This is a genomic window from Xylophilus sp. GW821-FHT01B05 (assembly GCA_038961845.1).
GTDB lineage: Bacteria > Pseudomonadota > Gammaproteobacteria > Burkholderiales > Burkholderiaceae_C > Xylophilus.
In genome coordinates, this window is sequence record CP152408.1 from 5,005,728 (window position 1) to 5,025,604 (window position 19,877).

The 19,877-nt window shown below is 67.4% G+C and carries 13 protein-coding genes; 5 read left to right on the top strand and 8 right to left on the bottom strand.

Features of this window, described 5'->3' with window-relative positions:
* Nucleotides 1-14: 14 nt before the first annotated feature.
* The gene (locus tag AAFF27_23430; protein ID XAH22910.1) at nt 15-860 is read left to right on the top strand and encodes a PA4780 family RIO1-like protein kinase; all 846 of its coding nucleotides are present in this window, start codon (nt 15-17) and stop codon (nt 858-860) included.
* Between the two features lie 81 nt (nt 861-941).
* Here AAFF27_23430 and AAFF27_23435 read toward each other — a convergent pair whose 3' ends face one another.
* The 3 genes from AAFF27_23435 to AAFF27_23445 form a co-directional block, all read right to left on the bottom strand.
* A complete protein-coding gene (locus tag AAFF27_23435; protein XAH22911.1) occupies nt 942-2,264 on the bottom strand; it encodes a type II toxin-antitoxin system HipA family toxin in 1,323 nt (440 codons plus the stop codon).
* A complete protein-coding gene (locus tag AAFF27_23440; protein XAH22912.1) occupies nt 2,261-2,542 on the bottom strand; it encodes a helix-turn-helix transcriptional regulator in 282 nt (93 codons plus the stop codon). Before AAFF27_23440 ends, AAFF27_23435 begins: the two co-directional genes overlap by 4 nt.
* A gap of 145 nt (nt 2,543-2,687) precedes the next feature.
* Nucleotides 2,688-3,820, bottom strand: a protein-coding gene (locus AAFF27_23445) for an IS630 family transposase (GenBank protein XAH22913.1) whose coding sequence is annotated in 2 segments (ribosomal slippage) — nt 2,688-3,388 and nt 3,388-3,820 — 1,134 coding nt in all. Because the reading frame shifts where the segments join, the coding sequence is not laid out codon by codon here.
* A gap of 64 nt (nt 3,821-3,884) precedes the next feature.
* Between AAFF27_23445 and AAFF27_23450 the strand changes: the two genes are divergently transcribed.
* Nucleotides 3,885-4,016, top strand: a complete 132-nt coding sequence (locus AAFF27_23450) for a hypothetical protein (GenBank protein ID XAH22914.1) — start codon at nt 3,885-3,887, stop codon at nt 4,014-4,016.
* A 158-nt stretch (nt 4,017-4,174) separates the two neighbouring features.
* Here the strand turns inward: AAFF27_23450 and AAFF27_23455 are convergent, their stop codons facing one another.
* The gene (locus tag AAFF27_23455) at nt 4,175-5,719 is read right to left on the bottom strand and encodes a methyl-accepting chemotaxis protein (protein ID XAH22915.1); all 1,545 of its coding nucleotides are present in this window, start codon (nt 5,717-5,719) and stop codon (nt 4,175-4,177) included.
* A gap of 237 nt (nt 5,720-5,956) precedes the next feature.
* On the opposite strand from AAFF27_23455, the gene AAFF27_23460 reads away from it, so the two are divergent.
* The 3 genes from AAFF27_23460 (at nt 5,957) to AAFF27_23470 (ending at nt 10,022) form a co-directional block, all read left to right on the top strand.
* Nucleotides 5,957-6,472, top strand: coding sequence for a sigma-70 family RNA polymerase sigma factor (locus AAFF27_23460; protein XAH22916.1), 516 nt, complete (start codon nt 5,957-5,959; stop codon nt 6,470-6,472).
* A complete protein-coding gene (locus AAFF27_23465; protein XAH22917.1) occupies nt 6,469-7,488 on the top strand; it encodes a FecR domain-containing protein in 1,020 nt (339 codons plus the stop codon). Before AAFF27_23460 ends, AAFF27_23465 begins: the two co-directional genes overlap by 4 nt.
* A 92-nt stretch (nt 7,489-7,580) precedes the next feature.
* Nucleotides 7,581-10,022, top strand: coding sequence for a TonB-dependent siderophore receptor (locus AAFF27_23470; protein XAH22918.1), 2,442 nt, complete (start codon nt 7,581-7,583; stop codon nt 10,020-10,022).
* A gap of 1 nt (nt 10,023) precedes the next feature.
* Here the strand turns inward: AAFF27_23470 and AAFF27_23475 are convergent, their stop codons facing one another.
* From AAFF27_23475 to AAFF27_23490, 4 genes are all read right to left on the bottom strand, one after another.
* A complete protein-coding gene (locus AAFF27_23475; GenBank protein XAH22919.1) occupies nt 10,024-11,481 on the bottom strand; it encodes an efflux transporter outer membrane subunit in 1,458 nt (485 codons plus the stop codon).
* Nucleotides 11,471-14,590: a multidrug efflux RND transporter permease subunit gene (locus AAFF27_23480; GenBank protein ID XAH22920.1), complete on the bottom strand. Its 3,120-nt coding sequence runs from the start codon at nt 14,588-14,590 to the stop codon at nt 11,471-11,473. The genes AAFF27_23475 and AAFF27_23480 overlap by 11 nt, the downstream gene beginning before the upstream one ends.
* A 648-nt stretch (nt 14,591-15,238) precedes the next feature.
* Entirely contained in the window at nt 15,239-18,343 is a 3,105-nt protein-coding gene (locus AAFF27_23485; protein ID XAH22921.1) for an MdtB/MuxB family multidrug efflux RND transporter permease subunit, read from the bottom strand.
* Between the two features lie 12 nt (nt 18,344-18,355).
* Nucleotides 18,356-19,846 carry an MdtA/MuxA family multidrug efflux RND transporter periplasmic adaptor subunit gene (locus AAFF27_23490; GenBank protein XAH22922.1) on the bottom strand — a complete coding sequence of 497 codons (1,491 nt, stop codon included), beginning with the start codon at nt 19,844-19,846 and terminating at the stop codon, nt 18,356-18,358.
* Nucleotides 19,847-19,877: the final 31 nt, after the last annotated feature.

Below are 19,877 nucleotides of genomic sequence, written 5' to 3' on the forward strand. Positions count from 1 at the left end.
CGCACAATGGGCCGATGAAAGCCCCCCAAAGACTAGAGTCACTGATCGAAGAAGGCCTGATCGACACCGTCGTGCGCCAGCTCATGAGTGGCAAGGAAGCCATGGTCTACGTGGTGCGCTGCGGCGACGAAACGCGCTGCGCCAAGATCTACAAGGACGCCACCCAGCGCAGCTTCCGCCAGGCCGTCGACTACACCGAAAACCGCAAGGTCAAGAACACACGCCAGGCGCGCGCCATGGCCAAGGGCACGCGCTTTGGCCGGCAAGCCACCGAGGCCGCCTGGCAAAGCGCCGAGGTCGATGCGCTGTTCCGCCTGGCCGCCGCCGGCGTGCGCGTGCCGCGCCCCTACAACTTCGCCGACGGCGTGCTGCTGATGGAGCTGGTGGCCGACGCCGAAGGCAATGCCGCGCCGCGCCTGAACGACGTCGTCTTCACGCCCGAGGACGCGCGCCGGCACCACGCCAGCCTGCTGACCGAGGTGGTGCGCATGCTGTGCGCCGGCATCGTGCACGGCGATTTGTCCGAGTTCAACGTGCTGCTGGCGGCCGACGGCCCGGTCATCATCGACCTGCCCCAGGCCGTGGACGCCGCCGGCAACAACCACGCCGGCCGCATGCTGCGCCGCGACGTCGCCAACCTGCGCGGCTTCTTCGGCCAGTTCGCGCCCGAGCTGCTGCACACCCACTACGGCGACGAGATCTGGCAGCTGTACCAGCACGGCACGCTGCGCGAAGACACGGTGCTGACCGGCATCTTTGTGGGCGAGAGCGGCCCGGTGGACCTGGGCGGCGTGTTGCGGGAAGTGGATGACGCGCGGGACGAGGAAGCGGCGCGGCGTTTGCGGATGGCGGGGGGCTGACGACTCAAGCCCGCCGACTGCACGAAGGCTTGTTGGCCTTGCCGGCGGCGGGTGAAGGGCGCTGCTTTAAAAAAACAGCCTTCAGCGTCGCCCCAAGAGTGGCGAGCGGCCCATCTTCTCCGCCGGCGTGGGCACTGCCGGCTTCACGGCAGCAAAGCCTGCTTCTTCAATTGCAGTGGCCAATGACGGCAGGCTCCAGCTTCTTTGAAGACGCAGGCTGTTCATCCCCGCATTCCACGCATGCAGCATTCGCCTCCCCGTTTCATGGAAGGATGGATAGCGGTTTATCGCCTCGATGACCTTCGGCGTGACGCTCACCATGGCCTCGCATATGCGCTCCACGCGCTCTCGGGTCTGTGCGGGCATGACCCCGCACCGCACTTGCAGAAACCGCTCCAGGGCCCGGCCGGGCGCCCAGGTGCTTCGCCCCTCCACCGACATGCCCGGCGGGTTCTTCGCATAGTCTTCGTACACCGTGATCGTCAGCATGTCGTAGACCGGCGCCAGGCTGATGTTGTCGCGCGATGAGTACAGTAGCGCGATGTTTTTGGTGTGGCAGTCCGCGTTGCGCAGGGCATAGGTCAGCAGCAGCAGGTCCGCCAGTTGCGAAAGCGCCGCGTTTTGCTGCGCCGCATCCGCCACTACGTCCTTGATGCGGCTGACTACGCGCTCCCAAGTCGACTGATACTTCTCCTCGGGTCGCAGCGACAGCAGACTGCACAGGTCTTCCATCCCCTTGCGGGTGATGCCGTCAGCCTCGAAGTCGAATCGGTGCACCACGAGCGCCTGCCCGTCGTCGGACACTTCCGTCTGCGCCGTTGGAATACCTGCCTGGCGCGAAACCTCCATGCAAAAGTGCTCGTTGAGCGCCACACCTGGAAGTTTGGCGGTGGTGCCCTTGATGATGTGGCGGTCGGTCGCCAGGGTTCCCTTGCCAAAGGCTTCAAGCGTATGGGGCGACAGGAACTTGGGAACGACGCCCGACACCCCTGAAATGGCGTACCTGCGAACCAGTTCAACAAAGGCCGCCTCGGAGTTGTCCCCCCGCAGGATGGACGCAAGCTCGAAGGGCACGGGCGGCTGTGTTGGATTGGCTCCGGGAGCCGCGACTTTGACTCGACCAATGGCATTGCGCCCCACCACAGAGAGCAGGTTGAGCGGCGATGCGCCAACGTGGGGCCCGAGTTGCTCCTGCAGGATGGACAGCAAGAAGCCTTCTGGCAGATTCATCCGGAACACAGGATGCAAATCCGGATAGGCGTAGGACTCCGTGCGCACCGGCATGAGCAGCGAGACGAACTGCTCGGGCGCAGCGTCAGGGTGGTAGGCCATGACGTGCCGGAACCCGTCGGTGGACTCCAGAGTGGCCACCGGCTTGTCGTGCACGAAGACATGGACCTTCATCTCTGCTCCCTGTTGTCGCTCGCAAAGTCCCGCTGCCGCTCCGCCAGCGCATCGTCCAAGGTGAACTCGCGCTTCATGGGCACGTAGCGCATCTCATAGCCCAAGACCTCCAGCAACCGTAGGAGCTTTCGAGAGCCGAATTCGGCCACGCCCCCCGTCTCGAAGCGCGCCAGCGTCGACTGCCCCATGCCGCACAGAGAAGCCAGCTCTTTCTGCGTCATACCCCGCTCCCTGCGCAGAAGCGCAAGTGATCGACCAAGGTCAAGCAGTGTGTTCATGTGCTGTATTTGCTATCAAAATCACCCGAAACGCTCAGAATTCCATTTAAAAATATGGATGAGCCCCGGATATTTATAGCATATAAAGCATTATTCAATGATCGACGTGGTGCAGCACTCCAGGCGGCGATCTCCTAGTGTCGCGTCAAGCCTCAATAGTCGGATAGAGCCTGAGCAACTTGACCCGAGCATCCTCAGAGGTGAACTGCCAGTTGATCTTGGCCTTGAGGTTGTCGCGGCGCTGCTGCCAGGCGGCAACCTCCGAGCGCATGGTCTCGATAGAGTCGATACGCCGGTCCAGGCATTGGCCAATCATCACGTTGAGTTCAATCTCGGCCATGTTGAGCCAACTGCCGTGCTTGGGCGTGTAGACAAACTCGAAGCGATCCCACAATGCCTTGGCCTCTTCGGGCACAAACGTCTCGTAGAGTGCGCCCGCAGTGTGGGTGTTCAAGTTGTCCATGACCAGGGTGATGCGCTGCGCCTCGGGCCAGGCCTGGGCTATTTCCTTGACGAAGTGCGCCCAGTCGGGTTTTGTCTTGCGTTCGGTGACCTGCGTGATGCGCCGTCCCGCCAATGGCTCACAGGCCATGAAGACGTTGCAGTGGCCCTGGCGCTCGTATTCGTAGTCCTCGCGCGCAGGCCGCCCAGGTGCAGCTTCTATCGGCTGGCGCGTCTGGCCTATCAGTTGGCGCGGCGTCTCGTCCATGCACACCACCGGGTGTGCGGGGTCGTAGGGGCGGCAGTAGACGTCAAGCACTTGCTCCATCGCCGCCACGAAGGCCGCGTTGTCCTTGGGCGGGATCACCCAGCCAATCTTGCGCCAGGGCTTGAGTTCGTTTTTTGAAGGGTTTTGCGCACCGTCTCGTGCGACAGGCTGTCTGCGTAGGAGAGCTCGACCGCCCGATCGGCCAGCAGTCGCAGGCTCCAACGGGCGCTGCCCTGCGGAGGCTCGCCGCAGCTCAGGGCGATCAGGCGAGCCTCTAGCTCGCCATCGATCTTGCGCAGGTAGCTGCGCTCGGGCCGCTTGCGCTGCAGTGCGGCTGGCAGACCTTCTTCCACCATGCGCTTCTTGAGCCGGTCTATCTTGCGCTCGCTCACGCCCATTAACTGGGCGATCTCGCTGTTGGTCTTGTGCTCGCGGCTGCTGTGCGAGCGGTCGCAGTTGAGCAGGATCAAGGCATTGATCACTTCGCTCGTCTTGTGCGCTCCCTTGCGTGTCAGCGCGCTCAGTTGCTCCCGCTCTTCCGGGCTCAGATTGACTGTGTAATGCTCCATCCCTCTATTGTCTTCTGCCGACGTTTTAGGATTGACGCGACACTAGTGTCGCGTCAAGCGTGAGGTGACGGATGGGTGCGAAGGCATCGGCGTGCAGCGCAAGGCGCGGGCCGCCGCCCAGGCTTTACGCCTGGGCAAGGGCTGCAACGCAGCGATGCGCGGCGAGGGCAAGCGCACACCGGCAGATCATGCTTGACGCGACACTAGGTTTGCATGGCCCGCCAGGGCACGACAGGCATGGATTGACGACCCAGACGGCTATCGGGCGAGTCCCGGCTCACAGCGATGGCAAAACACCATTACTATCAAATAGATAGCTACCAGCCCAGTCGGCACCTGGGCTACAGGCACTTTTTACCTAAAAACGCTCACCGCCTCCACCAGCCTTGTGGCCTGCTGCTTCAGGCTGGCCGAGGCTGCTGCGGTCTGCTCGACCAGCGCGGCGTTCTTCTGGGTGATGTCGTCCAGGTCGTTCACCGCCCGGTCTACCAGGGTGATGCCGTCGCTCTGCTCGATGGTGGCCGAGCTGATCTCGGCGATCAGGTCGGAGACGCGCTTCACACGCGAGACGATCTCGTCCATGGTCTTGCCGGCGTCATCGACCAGGCGCGAGCCCCATTCCACCTTGTCGACGCTGGCGCTGATCAGGCCCTTGATCTCCTTGGCGGCTTCGGCACTGCGCTGGGCCAGGCTGCGGACCTCGCCCGCCACCACGGCAAAGCCACGGCCCTGCTCGCCGGCGCGGGCGGCCTCGACCGCGGCGTTGAGGGCCAGGATGTTGGTCTGGAAGGTGATGCCGTCGATGACGCCGATGATGTCGGCGATCTTCTTGGAGCTGTGGGTGATCTCGGTCATGGTGGCGACCACCTCCGACATGGCCCGGCCGCCCTTGGTGGCGGCCTCGCTGGCCGAGCTGGAGAGCTGGTTGGCCTGGGTGGCGATCTCGGCGTTGCTGGCCACGGTGGCGGTCATCTGGCTCATGGACGAGCCGGTCTGCTGCACGCTGCTGGCGGCCTGCTCGGTGCGCACGCTGATGTCGTCATTGCCCTGCGCAATCTCGTTGACGGCGGCCTGCACCGTAAGCACCTGCTCACTTACATCGTCGATCAGCCAGCGGAACATCAGGCCCAGCTGGCTGATGGTGCGCAAGGTCATGCCGATTTCGTCGACCCGGTCCATGTGCACCGCCTTCTGGCTTTCGCCAGAAGCCACGCGCAGCGCCTGGTCGCGCATTTCTTCCAGCGGGCGCGCGATCTGCGCCTCCAGCCACCAGGTGGCCAGCAGCGCGGCGGCGGCCGCCACGCCGGCAAAGCCGCCAAGGGCAGCGCCACCCAGGCCCAGCGCCCAGGCGCCGCCAAGCAGTACCGGCAGCATGGCCAGCAAGGCCGAGCGGATGCGCCAGCGCACCGGCATGGTCTGCAGCCATGAGGTCCAGCCCAGCAGGCCGCTGCGCACGATCAGGCCTTTGCGGAACTGGCGGCTGCCGGCCTTGCCGCTGCGAAAGCTGGCGTACAGCGCCTCGGCGGCGGCGATCTCCTCGCGCGAGGCCTTGGTGCGCACCGACATATAGCCCGCCTGCCGGCCGTTGCGCACCACCGGCGTGGCATTGGCGCGCACCCAGTAGTGGTCGCCGTTCTTGCGCCGGTTCTTCACCAGCGCGGTCCAGGGCTCGCCGCCCTTGAGCGTGGCCCACATGTCGGCGAAGGCCTCTTGCGGCATGTCCGGGTGGCGCACCAGGTTGTGCGGCTGGCCCTGGATCTCTTCCCGGCTGAAGCCGCTGACCTCGACGAAGGCAGCGTTGGCGTAGGTGATGTGGCTCTGCGTGTCGGTGGTCGACATCAGGGTGGCGTTGTCCGGGAATTCGAACTCGCGCTGCGTGACAGGTTCATTGATGCGCACACTTGGCTCCTGGGAGTGGACAAGACCGCCGTCGTGAAACAGCGTGTGCAGCATTAAGCCTTTTGTTACATATGTGGCGATTACACGGTATGACGGGCGCGCCTAGCTGGCCGGCACCTCCCAGCGCCCGGCGATGTTCTTCAGCAGCATGCCGACCGCCATCTGCCGTCGGACGCACGGGCTCGGGCCCGCATTCGGCCACTACAATCAAGAACAATTCTTATTTACAACATTGCCGTGACCGCCCCGCCGCAGCCCAGCCCTTCTGCCCATGCCACCGTCGAGGCGCTCTACACCCACCACCATGACTGGCTGCAGGGCTGGCTGCGGCGGCAGTTGGGCAGCGCGGCCCAGCATGCGGCGGACTTGGCGCACGACACCTTCGTGCGGCTACTGGCCCGGCCGCGTCTGATCGATGCGGCGCGACCGCCGCGCGCCTACCTCAGCACCATCGCGCGCGGCTTGGTGATTGACCACTGGCGCCACCAGGCCGTGGAGCGCGCCTGGCTCGACACGCTGGCGGCCCAGCCCGAGGCATTCGCGCCCTCGCCCGAGGAGCAGGCGCTGGTGATCGAGGCGCTCTGCCGCATCAGCGCGCTGCTCGACCAGCTAGCGCCGCGACCGCGCCAGGCCTTCCTGCTGGCGCAGATCGACGGACTGGGCTATGCGCAGATCGGCGTGGAGCTTGGCGTATCAGAGCGCATGGTCAAGAAATACATGGCGCAGGCCATGCTCCATTGCATTGCCGGATGAGCGCGGACAAGACTCCGATCGACCCGCGCGCGCTGCGCGAGGCGGCCGAATGGTTTGCCGTGCTTGGCATGGCGCCGGGCTCAACTGCCGAACAGGATGGCTGGCGCCACTGGCTGGCCGCCGCGCCGGCCCATCGCAGCGCCTGGGCGCGGGTCGAAGCGGTGCAGGCCGGCTTCGCGCCGCCGCGGCAGTTGCCGGCCGCGCAGCGTGCGGCGGCCGGCGCCGCGCTGGATGCCGCCACGGCCCAACTGCGCCGGCGGCGGCTGGCGCTGCGCACGCTGCTGGTGGCCGGTGGCGGCGGCGTCATCGCCTGGGCCGCCGTGCGGCACACGCCCGGCGGCAACTGGCTGGCGGCGCTCGGCGCCGACCACCGCACGGCCACCGGCGACACACGCCGCCTGGAGCTGCCCGGCGGCGGCGTGCTCTGGCTCGCAAGCGCCACCGCCATCGATCTTGGCGATGACCCGGCCACGCCCGGTGGCCAGCGCCTGCGGCTGCGCCAGGGCGAGGTGCTGGTCGAGACCGGCCATGGCGCCGGCGCACGGCCACTGGTGGTAGAGACGCCGCACGGCCGGCTGCACCCGCTGGGCACGCGCTTTGCCGTGCGGCTACAAGACGGCGCGGCACAAACGCTGCTCGCGGTGTTCGACGGCCGCGTCGCGCTGCGGCTGGCCCGTGCGGCTGGTGGCGGCGACATCGTGGTGGACGCAGGACTGCAGCGCGCCTTCTCTGCCGATGCGGCCGGCCCGGCCGCCCCCGCCGATCCGGCCCGCGCCGCCTGGACACGCGGCGTGCTGCTGGCCGACGACATGCCGCTCGACGCCTTCGTGGCCGAACTGGCCCGCTACCGCCGTGGCCGATTGGCCTGCGCGCCTGATGCGGCCCAGTTGCGCGTGGCGGGGGGCTTCCCGCTGTACGACACCGACCGCGCGCTGGCCATGCTGGTCAATGTGCTGCCAGTGCAGGTGCGCCACACGCTGCCGTGGTGGACCACCGTGGAATTGAGTCGGCCCTGAAATCTTTTTTTAAAAAACCCGGATTTCCAGTTCCCTTTTTCCGCGCTCGCCCGGACTCCCTCCTGACAACCATCACCGAGGAGAACCCGACCATGCGCCACCGCGCTTTTTCCCCCACCCTGCGCCCGCTCGCGCTGGCCCTGCACCTGGCCTGCGCCGCCCTGGCTACCACGCCCGCGCTGGCGCAACCCGTCGCCGCGCCCGCCACCACCCGCTACGCCATCCCTGCGGGCCCGCTGGGCGCCGCGCTCAGCCGCTTCGTCGCGGATTCGGGCGTGTTCGTCGCGGCCGACGCCCGCCTGACCGCCGGCAAGGCCAGCCCCGGCGTGCAGGGTAGCCATACGCCGGCGGCGGCGTTGTCGCGGCTGCTGGCCGGCACCGGCCTGGAAGCCGCCGCGCAGGCCGGCGGCAGCTACACGCTGCGCGCAACGCCGGAGGTGAGCGGCGCTGCCGAAGGGCAGACGCTGGGGCTGGTCACGGTGACGGCACAGTCCGAGCAGGACGGCACAGCAGCAACCGTCGGCTACGTCGCCAAGCGCAGCGCGGCCGGCACAAAAACAGACACGCCGATCCTGGAGATTCCACAGACCATCAACGTCATCACAGCCGACGAGATCACGGCCCGCGGCGCCACCAGTGTTTCGCAGGCCCTGCTCTACACGCCGGGCCTGAAGGTGTCCGGCTACACCGAGAACTACATGCTGGCCGACGAGACCGCCTCGCGTGGTTTTGCGCCGGCGCCGCTCTACCTGGATGGCGCCTACATCCCCTATGCCGGCAGCCTGGGCGGCTCGGCGCAGATCGAGCCCTACAGCCTGGAGCGAGTGGAAGTATTCAAAGGCCCGGCCTCGGTGCTGTTTGGCCAGAACCAGCCGGGCGGCATCATCAACATGGTGACCAAGAAGCCAAGCGCCGATGCGGTACGCGAGGTACGGTTAGGGGTTGGCAGCTATGGCCGCACGAATGCAGCGCTTGACCTGGGCGGCGCACTCGGCGAGCAGCAGACCCTGCTCTACCGCGTGGTGGCCGTGGCCAACGGCGGCAACCAGCAGACCGACTACACCAAGAGCCAGCGCCTGTTTGTGGCACCCAGCCTCACCTGGAAGCCGAGCGCCGCAACATCCCTGACGCTGTACGCGCAACTGCAGCGCGATGACGGCCTGTCGGACTACCAGGCGCTGCCGGCCATCGGATCGCTCTTCCCCGGCCCTAACGGGCAGCGGATCAGCCGCGACTTCTTCAACGGCGACCCCCACTACAACGACGTCTGGCGCAAGCAGGCGGTCGTGGGCGTGGACTTCTCGCATCGATTCAACGATGCCGTGCGCCTGCAGCAAAAGCTGCTCTTCATCGACGTCAAGGACCAGTACAAGGGCTTCTACCTGCGGGCATTCGCCAACGACGCCTCGGGCGCCACCGACACCAGCCGCGCCACCCGCACCAAGCTGGATTGGGCCCAGCACAACAACGTCCTGAGCCTGGACAACAACCTCGAAATCCAGGCCAGCACCGGCGCCGTGCGCCACACCGTGCTGGCCGGACTGGACTACCGGCGCTTCTCGCGCAAATACGTGGGCTACAACGACTATGCGTCAGCAGCCATCAACCTCTATGCGCCCAACTACAGCACCGTCACGGCGGCGCCTGTGCTGACGACGCGCTGGGACAACACGGTGGATCAGGTCGGCCTGTACCTGCAGGACCAGATGCGCTGGCAGGACTTCGTGCTCACCATCGGCGGCCGGCACGATTGGGCCGGCACCGACAACAAGGATCTGATCGCCGCCGACCGCACCCGGCAGGACGACAAGGCCTTCACCGGCCGCGCCGGCCTGACCTGGCTCGCCGGCAATGGCTGGGCGCCGTACGTGAGCTACTCGGAATCCTTCGTGCCGCAGATCGGCACCAACTTCGATGGAGCGCCCTTCAAGCCGACGACGGGCCGCCAGGTAGAGGCGGGCGTGAAGTACCAGCCGCCGGGCTCGAATGCGCTGGCGACCTTCTCGGTCTTCGACATCCGGCAGCAGAACGTGCTGACGAACGATCTGCAAAATATCGGCTTCTCCGTGCAGACCGGCGAGGTCCAGTCCCGGGGCGCTGAGCTGGAGGTCAAGGCCCGGCTGTGGAAGGTGCTCGACATCGCCGGTGGCCTCACCTATTCCGACGTGCGCACCACGCGCTCAAACACGGCCACGGACATCAACCGCCAGTCGGCCGCCGTGCCGCAATGGAGCGCCGCGCTGTGGTCGAACTATCTCGTCCAGCCCGGCTTGAGCGTGGGCACCGGCGTGCGCTGGACGGGCAGTGCCTATGGTGACGCCAACAACAGCTTCCGCACCCCCGCCTATGCGGTGTTCGATGCCGCGCTGCGCTACGACCTGGGCCAGATCGACAGCCGGCTGCGTGGCGTGGAAGGCTCGCTCACGGTCCAGAACCTGTTCGACAAGACCTACATCTCCAGCTGCAACTATGCGTTTGGCTGCTACTACGGCAAGGCACGCAGCGCGACCGCCAACGTGACCTACCGCTGGTGAGCTAGCTGGCCGGCGCCTCCCAGCGCCCGGCGATGTTCTTCAGCAGCATGCCCACCGCCGCCAGCCGGCGGTTGCGCACGCCCAGCAGGGCGCTCTCGGCATTGAGGGCGGTGGCCTGGGCGGTGATCACATTCAGGTAGCTCACCGTGCCGGCGAAGTACTGGTTGTTGGTGACCTCCAACGCGCGGCGCGCGGCGGCCAGGGCGTCGGCCTGCACTGCCTGCTCGCGCTCCAGGCTGGCGGCGATGACCAGGTTGTCTTCCACCTCTTGCAGCGCGGTGAGCACGGTCTGGCGGTAGGTGGCCACGGCCTGGTCGGTCGAGGCGCGGGCCGATTCCACCGCAGCGCGGCGCGCGCCGCCATCAAACAGCGATACCGCCAGCGCCGGGCCCACCGACCAGAACAGGTTGGGCGCACTCACCAGATTGTTCAGGCTGGTGTTGCGGTAGCCGGCGCTGGCCGACAAGGTCAGCGCCGGGAAGAAGGCAGCGCGCGCCACACCGATCTGCGCATTGGCGGCGGCCACGCGGCGCTCGGCGGCGGCGATGTCGGGGCGGCGCTGCAGCAGGCTCGACGGCAACTGCATGGGCACCGGCGGCGCCTCGGGCAGTTGCGCGCTGCGCGCCAAGGTGAAGCCCGCGGGCGCCTGGCCGACCAGCGCGGCCAGCGCGTGCTCCAGTTGGGCGCGGTTGGTGTCGGACTCGATCAGTTGCGCCTCGGCGGACTTCAGTTGCGACTCGGCCTGGGCTACATCGGCGGAAGAGGCCACGCCCGAGGTGTAGCGGTTGCGCGTGAGTTCCAGCGACTTGCGGTAGGCGGCCAGGGTGTCGGTCAGCAGTTGCGACTGCGCGTCTGCGGTGCGCAGCGAGAAGTAGGTTTGCGCCACCGTCGCCTGGGTCGACAGGCGCAGCGCGGCCAGGTCGTCTGCGCTGGCCAGGACATTGGCCTGGGCCGCATCCACTGCGCCCGACAAACGGCCCCACAGGTCCAGCTCCCAACTGGCGCTGGCGCCCAGGGTGTCTATGGTGCGCGGCTTGCCGCCGGTGCTGCCAACCGGGTTGCCAGATGAATCCACCGTGCCCGAGCTGCTGCTGCCGCTGACGCTGCGCGTGGCGCCAAAGTTGCCGTTGACGGTGGGCAGTTGCGCCGCCTGACTGCTGCTTACTGCGGCCCGCGCGCTGCGCAGCCGGGCCACGCTCAGCGCCACGTTCTGGTTGCCGGCAGCGGCCTGTTGCTGCAGTTGGTCCAGCACCGGGTCCTTGAACAGCGTCCACCAGTCGTCGGGCACGGCTGCCGCCTGCGGGTCGGCCGGCTGCCAGACGGCGGCGCCGGGCACGCCCTCTTTGTAGGCGTCGGGAATGTCCATGGCCGGGCGCACATAGGGCGGCGCGCTGTTGCAGGCGGCGAGCAGGCACAGCGTGGCCAACAAGGACAGGCGTAGGGAGCGATCAAGCAGCATCGGGAGATTCCTTGAAGGCCGGCAGCGCGGCCGCACGGCGTGCGCGGCGGCGCTGGCGCATGGTGCGCAGCCGGTCCAGCGCAACGTAGACAACCGGCGTGGTGTAGAGCGTGAGCAGTTGGCTGCCGATCAGGCCGCCGACCACGGCAATGCCCAGCGGCTGGCGCAGCTCGGCGCCGTCGCCGGTGCCAAAGGCCAGCGGCAGCGCGCCGAAGATCGCTGCCACGGTGGTCATCAAAATCGGCCGCACGCGCAGCTGGCAGGCGCGGTAGATGGCCTGGGCTGCGCTGATCGGGTAGGCGCGCTGCCGCGCCACGGCGAAGTCGATCATCATGATGGCGTTCTTCTTGACGATGCCTATCAGCAGGATCACGCCGATCATGGCGATCAGCGAGAACTCGGTCTTGAACAGCATCAGCGCCAGCAGCGCGCCTACACCGGCCGAGGGCAGCGTGGACAGGATGGTGAGCGGGTGCACCAGGTTCTCATACAGGATGCCCAGCACCAGGTAGATGGTGACCAGCGCCGCCAGTATCAGCACCGGCTGGCTGCCCAGCGCATCCTTGAAGGCGCCGGCCGTGCCGCTGAAGCTGCCGCGTATCGACACCGGCACGCCCAGCTCGGCAATGGCGTTGTTCACCGCCGCCGTGGCGTCCGACAGCGACACGCCCGGCGGCAAATTGAAGCTGATGGTGGTGGCCGGTGTGCCGCCCTGGTGGCTCACCGACAGCGGCGTGTTGGTGAGCTCCAGCCGCGCAAAGGCCGACAGCGGCACCTGCGCCCCGGTGCTGGAGACAAAGAAGAACTTGCGCAGCGACTCCGGGCTTTGCAGGTAGGCCGGCGCGGCCTCCATCACCACGCGGTACTGGTTCAGCGGGTTGTAGATCACGCCCACCTGGCGCTGGCCGAAGGCGTCGTTCAGGGTGGCGTCCACCACGCTCATGGTCAGGCCGTATTGCGCGAGCGCGTCGCGGTCTATCACCAGCGAGGTCTGCAGGCCGTTGTCCTGCTGGTCGCTGTTGACGTCTTCCAGCTCGGGCAGCGCCGCCAGCGCCAGGCGGATGCGCGGCTCCCAGGTGCGCAGCTCGGCGTTGTCGTCGGCCTGCAGCGTGTATTCATACGAGGCATTGGACTGCCGCCCGCCAATGCGTATGTCGCGCTGCAGGCTCATGTACAGGATGGCGCCGGGTTCGTTCTGCAACTGCTTGCGCAGGCGCTCTATGACCTCGGAAGACGAGGCATCGCGCTGGCCCAAGGGCTTGAGCGACATGAACATCTGCGCCGAGTTACGCTGCCCGCCGCCCGTAAAACCGGTAACGTGCTCCACCGCCGGATCGGCCTCGACGATGGCCAGGAAGCGCTTCAGGCGCTGCTCCATGGCCTGGAACGAGGTGGACTGGTCGGCACGGATAAAGCCGACCACGCGGCCGGTGTCCTGGTCGGGCAAGAAGCCCTTCTCGATCGCGCCATACAGGTAGACGTTGAGCCCCACCACCGCCGCCAGCGCCAGCAGCGCCACGGGCTGGTGCCGCAGCATCCAGGCCAGCGAACGCCGGTAGCCGCGCCGCAGGCCCTGCTGCATGCGCGCCGACCATTGCGACAAGCGCGAAGGCGGCCGGCCGTTGTCGCGCGGCGGCTTGAGCAGCGTGGCGCACATCATGGGCGTGGTGGTGAGCGAGACCACCATCGACACCAGAATCGCCGCCGACATCACCACCGCGAATTCGCGGAAGAAGCGCCCGACGATGCCGCCCATCAGCAGGATGGGGATGAACACCGCGATCAGCGACAGGCTCATGGACACCACGGTGAAGCCGATCTCGCGCGCGCCCTCGAGCGAGGCCTGCAGCGCCGACTTGCCGCGCTCCATGTGGCGCGAGATGTTCTCCAGCACCACGATGGCGTCGTCCACCACGAAGCCGGTGGCCACCGTCAGCGCCATCAGCGACAGGGTGTCCAGCGTGTAGCCCGCCAAATACATCACGCCAAAGGTGCCGGCCAGCGACACCGGCACCGCCACGCTCGGGATCAGCGCCGCGCGGCCGTTGCGCAAGAACAAGAACACCACCAGGATCACCAGCCCCACCGAGATCGCCAGCGCGCGCTCTACCTCGCGCAGCGAGGCGCGCAGCGTGGGCGTGCGGTCAGAGACCACATCGAGATCAATCGCCGCGGGGATCGAGGCCTTGAGCCGCGGCAGCAGCGCGCGCACCCGCTCGGTCGCCTCCAGGATATTCGCGCCCGGCTCCTTGAAGACCTGCAGCAGGATGGCCGGCTTGCCATTGGCCACGCCGTAGTTGCGCACGTCCTGCACCGAGTCGCTTACCTCGGCCACGTCCTGCAGGCGTATCGCGTTGCCATTCTGGTAGGCCAGCACCAGCGGCGCGTACTCGGCTGCGGTGCGCGCCTGGTCGTTGGTGCCGATCTGCCAGTAGCGCCCGTCGCGCTCCACTGCGCCCAGCGGCCGGTTGGCATTGGCCGAGGTGACGATGGTGCGCACCGTCTCCAGCGAGATGCCGTTGGCGGCGAGCTGGGTCGGGTTCAGCTCGATGCGCACCGCCGGCAGCGCGCCACCGCCAATCGTCACCTGGCCCACGCCCTCGACCTGCGCCAGGCTTTGCGACAGCACGGTGGAGGCGGCGTCGTACATCTGCCCGCGCGTGAGCGTGTCGGAGGTGAGCGACAGGATCAGGATGGGCGAATCCGCCGGGTTGACCTTGCGGTAGGTCGGGTTGCTGGGCATGCCCGTGGGCAGCAGCGTGCGCGCCGCATTGATGGCCGCCTGCACATCGCGCGCGGCGCCGTTGATGTCGCGGTTCAGGTCGAACTGCAGCACCACCCGGGTGCTGCCCAACGTGGAGGTGGAGGTGAGTTCATTCACCCCCGCAATCGCGCCCAACGCCCGCTCCAGCGGCGTGGCCACCGTGGCGGCCATGGTGTCCGGACTGGCGCCGGGCAGGCTGGCGGAGACGGAGATGGTGGGGTAATCGACCTGCGGCAGCGGGGCTACCGGCAGCATGAAGAAGGCTATTACGCCGGCTATCGCCAGGCCTAGGGTCAGGAGGCTGGTGGCTATGGGGCGGAGGATGAAGGGGGTGGAGGGGCTCATGTTGCGATCCACCCCGACCGTTGGAACGCCTGGGACGAAGCGAGCTTTTGCTGCTCTTGCAGAGGGCGGGTGCCGGGAGTTCGCCCCGGCGGGCGAGTAACTTTCTTTCGCGTCGCCGAAAGAAAGTCACCAAAGAAAGGGCGACCCCACGTGCTGCGTCCCCTGCGCTTCGCTCCGGGGCAACCTGTGGTGCTCGCGTCAGGCGGGGTATCGCCCAAACTCGCCTGCGGCTCAAACAAGGGCGATCCCTTATCCGCCTGCCGCTGCGCTCCTCGGCGCATCCCGAGGGGACCCGGGACAGCCACACGGGCCGTCGCTGCGCTCGGCCTCTTGCGCCCCCACCCCTGCCCTCCCCCAAAGGGGGAGGGAGTTGGGCCGTTCTGTATTGCCCCCTCCACCGCTGGGGGAGGGCTGGGGTGGGGGCCGGCTGTTGGATGTTCAGGCTGTCCCACGCCGTTGGCAGCGCAGGCCTGACTCCGGCTCGCCTTTCTTTTGCCTACTTTTCTTTGGCGAAGCAAAGAACAAGTAGGTCGCCCGCCGGGGCGAGTCCCGGCTCCCGCCGCCTGCAAGGCAACAGAACTATCAAATAGATAGCTAACAGCCCAGGCAGCACCTGGGCTAAAGGCACTTTTCATCAAAAAAGAAGGCTCAAGCAGCATGCTTCAGTTCCCCTCTCCGCCGCCACCGCTGCGCCAACCCCGCAAACCCCAGATAGATGACAGGCGTAGTGAACAGCGTCAGCAACTGCGACACGATCAAGCCCCCCACCATCGTCACCCCCAGTGGATGCCGCAACTCGCTGCCAACACCCGTGCCCAGCATCAGCGGCAAGGCGCCCAACAGGGCGGCAAGGGTGGTCATCAAGATGGGCCGGAAACGCAGCAGGCAAGCCTGGTAGATGGCATCGCGCGGTGACAAGCCCTGCTCGCGCTCAGCATCCAGCGCGAAGTCGATCATCATGATCGCGTTCTTCTTCACGATGCCAATCAGCAGCACGATGCCGATGATGGCGATGATGTCCAGGTCCAGCCGGGCGGCGAGCAAGGCCAGCAGCGCCCCCAGGCCGGCCGAGGGCAGTGTGGAGAGGATGGTGACCGGGTGAATGGTGCTCTCATACAGCACGCCCAGCACGATGTACATGGTGACCACGGCCGCCAGAATCAGCAGCAGCGTGTTCGACAGCGAGGCCTGGAAGGCCAGGGCCGCGCCCTGGAAGCTGGTCTCCACGCTGATCGGCATGTCCATCGCCGCCTGCTCGCTCTTGATCGCCTCCACCGCGTGGCCCAGCGACACGCCGGGCGCGGTGTTGAAGGAGATGGTCGCGGCCGGCAACTGGCCGACGTGGTTCACGGCCAGTGCGGTGGGCCGCTCTTCCACCGTGGCCACCGATGACAGCGGCACCGGCGCACCGAGCGAAGACGGCACGTAGATGGCGCTGAGCGCCTCTGGCCCCAACTTGAAGCGCGGCGCCACCTCCAGCACCACGCGGTACTGGTTGGACTGGGTGAAGATGGTCGATATCAGCCGCTGGCCGAAGGCGTTGTAGAGCGCAGTGTCTATGCCCGCCACCGTCACGCCCAGGCGCCCGGCCTGGGCGCGGTCGATCTGCACGAAGGCCTGCAGGCCCTGGTTCTGCAGGTCGCTGGCCACGTCGGCCAGCTCGGGCCGCTGGCGCAGGCGCTGCAGCAGTTGCGCGGTGGTGGTCTGCAACTGCTGCATGTCGGGCGAGGACAGCAGGAACTGGTACTGCGTGCGCGCCACGCGGTCTTCGATGGTCAGGTCCTGCACCGGCTGGGCATAGAGCGCAATGCCGGGCACGTCGTGCACGCTGTCAGACAGCCGGCGCAGCACCTCGGCCATGGGGCCGCGCTGCGCCTTGGGCTGCAGGTCTATCAGCAGGCGGCCGGTGTTGAGCGTGGTGTTGGCGCCATCCACGCCAATGAAGGACGACACGCTCTTGACCGCCGGGTCTTGCAGTACGCGCGCCACCAGCGCCTGCTGGCGCTCGGCCATGGCGGCGAAAGAGATGGATTGCTCGGCCTCGGTCGTGGCCTGGATCGTGCCGGTGTCCTGCTCGGGGAAGAAGCCCTTGGGCACGACGAAGTACAGCAGCACGGTCAGCACCAGCGTGGCCAGAAACACCAGCAGCGTGAGGCCGCTGCGGTCCAGCACCCAGTTCAGCATGCGGCCGTAGCCGGCGATGGTGCGCTCGAAGAAGCGGCCGGTGGCCTGGTACAGGCGGCCATGGCTTTCTTCGGGTGTGTGCTTGAGCAGGCGCGCGCACAGCATGGGCGTGAGCGTGAGCGAGACCACCATCGACACCAGGATCGCCACCGCCATGGTGATGGCGAACTCATGGAACAAGCGCCCCACCACGTCACCCATGAACAGCAGCGGGATCAGCACCGCGATCAGCGAGATGGTCAGCGAGATGATGGTGAAGCCGATCTGCTTGCTGCCCTTGAGCGCGGCCTGCATCGGCGTCTCGCCGGCCTCGACGTAGCGGGCGATGTTCTCGATCATGACGATGGCGTCGTCCACCACGAAGCCGGTGGAGATGGTGAGCGCCATCAGCGTCAGGTTGTTGATCGAGAAGCCGCACAGGTACATCACGCCAAAGGTGCCGATCAGCGACAGCGGCACCGCCACGCTCGGGATCAGCGTGGCCGAGAAGCTGCGCAAGAACACGAAGATCACCATCACCACCAGGGCCACGGCCAGCATCAGCTCGAACTGCACGTCTTTGACGGATGCGCGGATGGTCACGGTGCGGTCGGTCAGCACCTGCACGTCGAGCGATGCCGGCAGCGTGGACTGCAGCTGCGGCAGCAGCGCCTTGACGCGGTCCACCGTCTCGATCACGTTGGCGCCGGGCTGGCGCTGGATGTTCAGGATCACGCCGGCGATGGAGCCCTGCCCAGGCAGGCCGGCCCAGGCCGCCAGGCGGGTGTTCTCGGCGTCGTCCACCGTGTCGGCGATGTCCTTCAGGCGGATCGGGTTGCCGCTCTTGTAGGCAATGATCAGGTTCTTGTATTCGTCGGCCGACTGCAACTGGTCGTTGGCGTCGATGGTGGAGGCGCGCGCCGGGCCGTCGAAGCTGCCCTTGGCCTGCTTGACGTTGGCCGCTGCAATCGCCGTGCGCACGTCGTCCAGCGTCATGCCGGCCGAGGCCAGCGCCACCGGGTTGGCCTGGATGCGCACCGCCGGCCGGCGCCCGCCGGCAATCGCCACCAGGCCCACGCCCGGCACCTGCGACAGCTTGGGCGCCAGCCGGTTCTCGACCAGGTCGTGCACGCGTATCACCGGCAGCGAGGGCGAGGTAATGGCCAGCGTCAGCACCGGCGCGTCGGCCGGGTTCACCTTGCTGTAGACCGGCGGCATGGGCAGGTCGGAGGGCAGCAGGTTGCTGCCGCCGTTGATGGCCGCCTGCACCTCTTGCTCGGCCACGTCCAGCCCGATGTCGAGCGAAAAGCGCAGCGTGATGACCGATGCGCCGCCCGAGCTGGTGGACGACATCTGCGCCAGCCCCGGCATCTGGCCGAACTGGCGCTCCAGCGGCGCGGTGACAGAAGACGTCATCACGTCCGGGCTGGCGCCGGGGTAGAGCGTGACGACCTGGATCGTCGGGTAATCGACCTCGGGCAGGGCCGACAGCGGCAGCAGCCGGTAGGCCAGCACACCGGCGATCAGCACCGCCACCATCAGCAGCGCCGTGGCGATGGGGCGCAGGATGAAGATGCGCGAGATATTCATGGCCGGGCCGGCTTAGCGCGATGCCGGTGCAGCAGGTGCAGCAGGTGCTGTGGCCGGCGGCGCTGCCCCCGGCGTTTGCGCCGGCGTGCCGGGCGCGCCGGGGCCGCCTGGGGTGGCGCCCTGCTGCTGCTTCTCGCGCAGTTGCCGGAAGAAGGCGCGGCGCTCTTCCGGCGTCATGTTCTGCACCTTGGCCGCCAGCTCGGGCGGCAGGTTGCGCATGCCGCCGCGCGGGCGGCTGGCCGCGTCCTGCACCGCCTGGTCGGCCTTGGCTGCGGCGTCGGCCGCGATCACCGCCACCTGCGCGCCTTCGCGCAGGCGGTCGGCGCCGTCGGTCACCACGCGCTCGCCCTCGGCCAGCTCGCCCTGCACGCTGACTCGGTCGCCATCGGTGGTGCCCAGGCGCACGCGGCGCAGCGTCACGGTGCTGTCATCCTTCACTGCATAGACATAAGTGCCCTGCGTGCCGCGCTGCACCGCCGTGGTCGGCACGGTGAGCACGTCCTTCAGCGTGTCGACCTGCAGGCGCACGTTGACGAACTGGTTGGGGAACAGCGAGCCGTCTTCGTTGGCAAAGCTGGCCTTGGCCTTGACCGTGCCGGTGGTGGTGTCGATGGCGTTGTCCAGTGTCTCCAACTGGCCCACGGCCAGCTTGTTTTTTTGGTCGCGGTCCCAGACCTCTACCGGCAGTTGCGCGCCAGTGCGCAAGCGCGCCACGATCTTGGGCAGATTGGCCTCGGGCACCGAGAACAGCGCGTAGATCGGCTGCACCTGGGTGATGGTGACGATGCCGGTGGTGTCGGCCGCATGCACCACATTGCCCAGGTCGGCCTGGCGCAGGCCCAAGCGGCCGGCGATGGGCGCAGTCACGCGGGTATAGGACAACTGCAGCTTGGCGCTGTCGACCTGGCCCTGGTCGGCCAGCACCGTGCCTTCGTATTGCGCCACCAGCGCGGCCTGGGTGTCGACCTGCTGCTTGGCGATGGAATCCTTGGCCAGCAGGTCCTGGTAGCGCTGCAGGTCCAGCTTGGCATTGCGCAACAGCGCCTGGTCACGCGCCAGTGCGCCCTGCGCCTGGGTCAGCGCGGTCTGGTAGGTGGCGGGGTCGATCTGCGCCAGCAACTGGCCGGCCTTGACCATGTCGCCATCCTTGAAGTGGATGGCCTTGAGTTCGCCATCGACCTTGGTGCGCACCACGGCGGTGTTGCGCGCGGTGATGGTGCCGATGGCGGCGATCAGCACCCGCACGTCCTGGCGCTTGACGGTGTCGGCAGAGATCGGCTGCACCTGCGGGCCGCCAAAGCGCCGGCCCGCCGCCCCGGGGCCGCCGGGGCCGGGCGCGGCCGCCGTGGCCGCTGCGCCGCTGCTGCTGCGATGGGCTTTCCACCACCAGGCGCCGGCGCCCAGCGCCAGCACAAGCAGCAGCGCCAGCAGCCAGAGGCGGGATCGCCCGGCCTGGAAGCCTGGACGCTGCAAACGGGACCGGGAGAGGCGGTAGAGGCGCATGGGGCAACAGGGGCGGAGCTGGGTCGGCGAC

What these genes read in the sequence shown, in the direction of transcription:
- AAFF27_23430 (XAH22910.1), top strand. Translation starts at nt 15, where the DNA reads ATGAAAGCCCCCCAAAGACTAGAGTCACTGATCGAAGAAGGCCTGATC.
- AAFF27_23435 (XAH22911.1), bottom strand. Translation starts at nt 2,264, where the DNA reads ATGAAGGTCCATGTCTTCGTGCACGACAAGCCGGTGGCCACTCTGGAG.
- AAFF27_23440 (XAH22912.1), bottom strand. Translation starts at nt 2,542, where the DNA reads ATGAACACACTGCTTGACCTTGGTCGATCACTTGCGCTTCTGCGCAGG.
- AAFF27_23465 (XAH22917.1), top strand. Translation starts at nt 6,469, where the DNA reads ATGAGCGCGGACAAGACTCCGATCGACCCGCGCGCGCTGCGCGAGGCG.
- AAFF27_23470 (XAH22918.1), top strand. Translation starts at nt 7,581, where the DNA reads ATGCGCCACCGCGCTTTTTCCCCCACCCTGCGCCCGCTCGCGCTGGCC.
- AAFF27_23475 (XAH22919.1), bottom strand. Translation starts at nt 11,481, where the DNA reads ATGCTGCTTGATCGCTCCCTACGCCTGTCCTTGTTGGCCACGCTGTGC.
- AAFF27_23480 (XAH22920.1), bottom strand. Translation starts at nt 14,590, where the DNA reads ATGAGCCCCTCCACCCCCTTCATCCTCCGCCCCATAGCCACCAGCCTC.
- AAFF27_23485 (XAH22921.1), bottom strand. Translation starts at nt 18,343, where the DNA reads ATGAATATCTCGCGCATCTTCATCCTGCGCCCCATCGCCACGGCGCTG.
- AAFF27_23490 (XAH22922.1), bottom strand. Translation starts at nt 19,846, where the DNA reads ATGCGCCTCTACCGCCTCTCCCGGTCCCGTTTGCAGCGTCCAGGCTTC.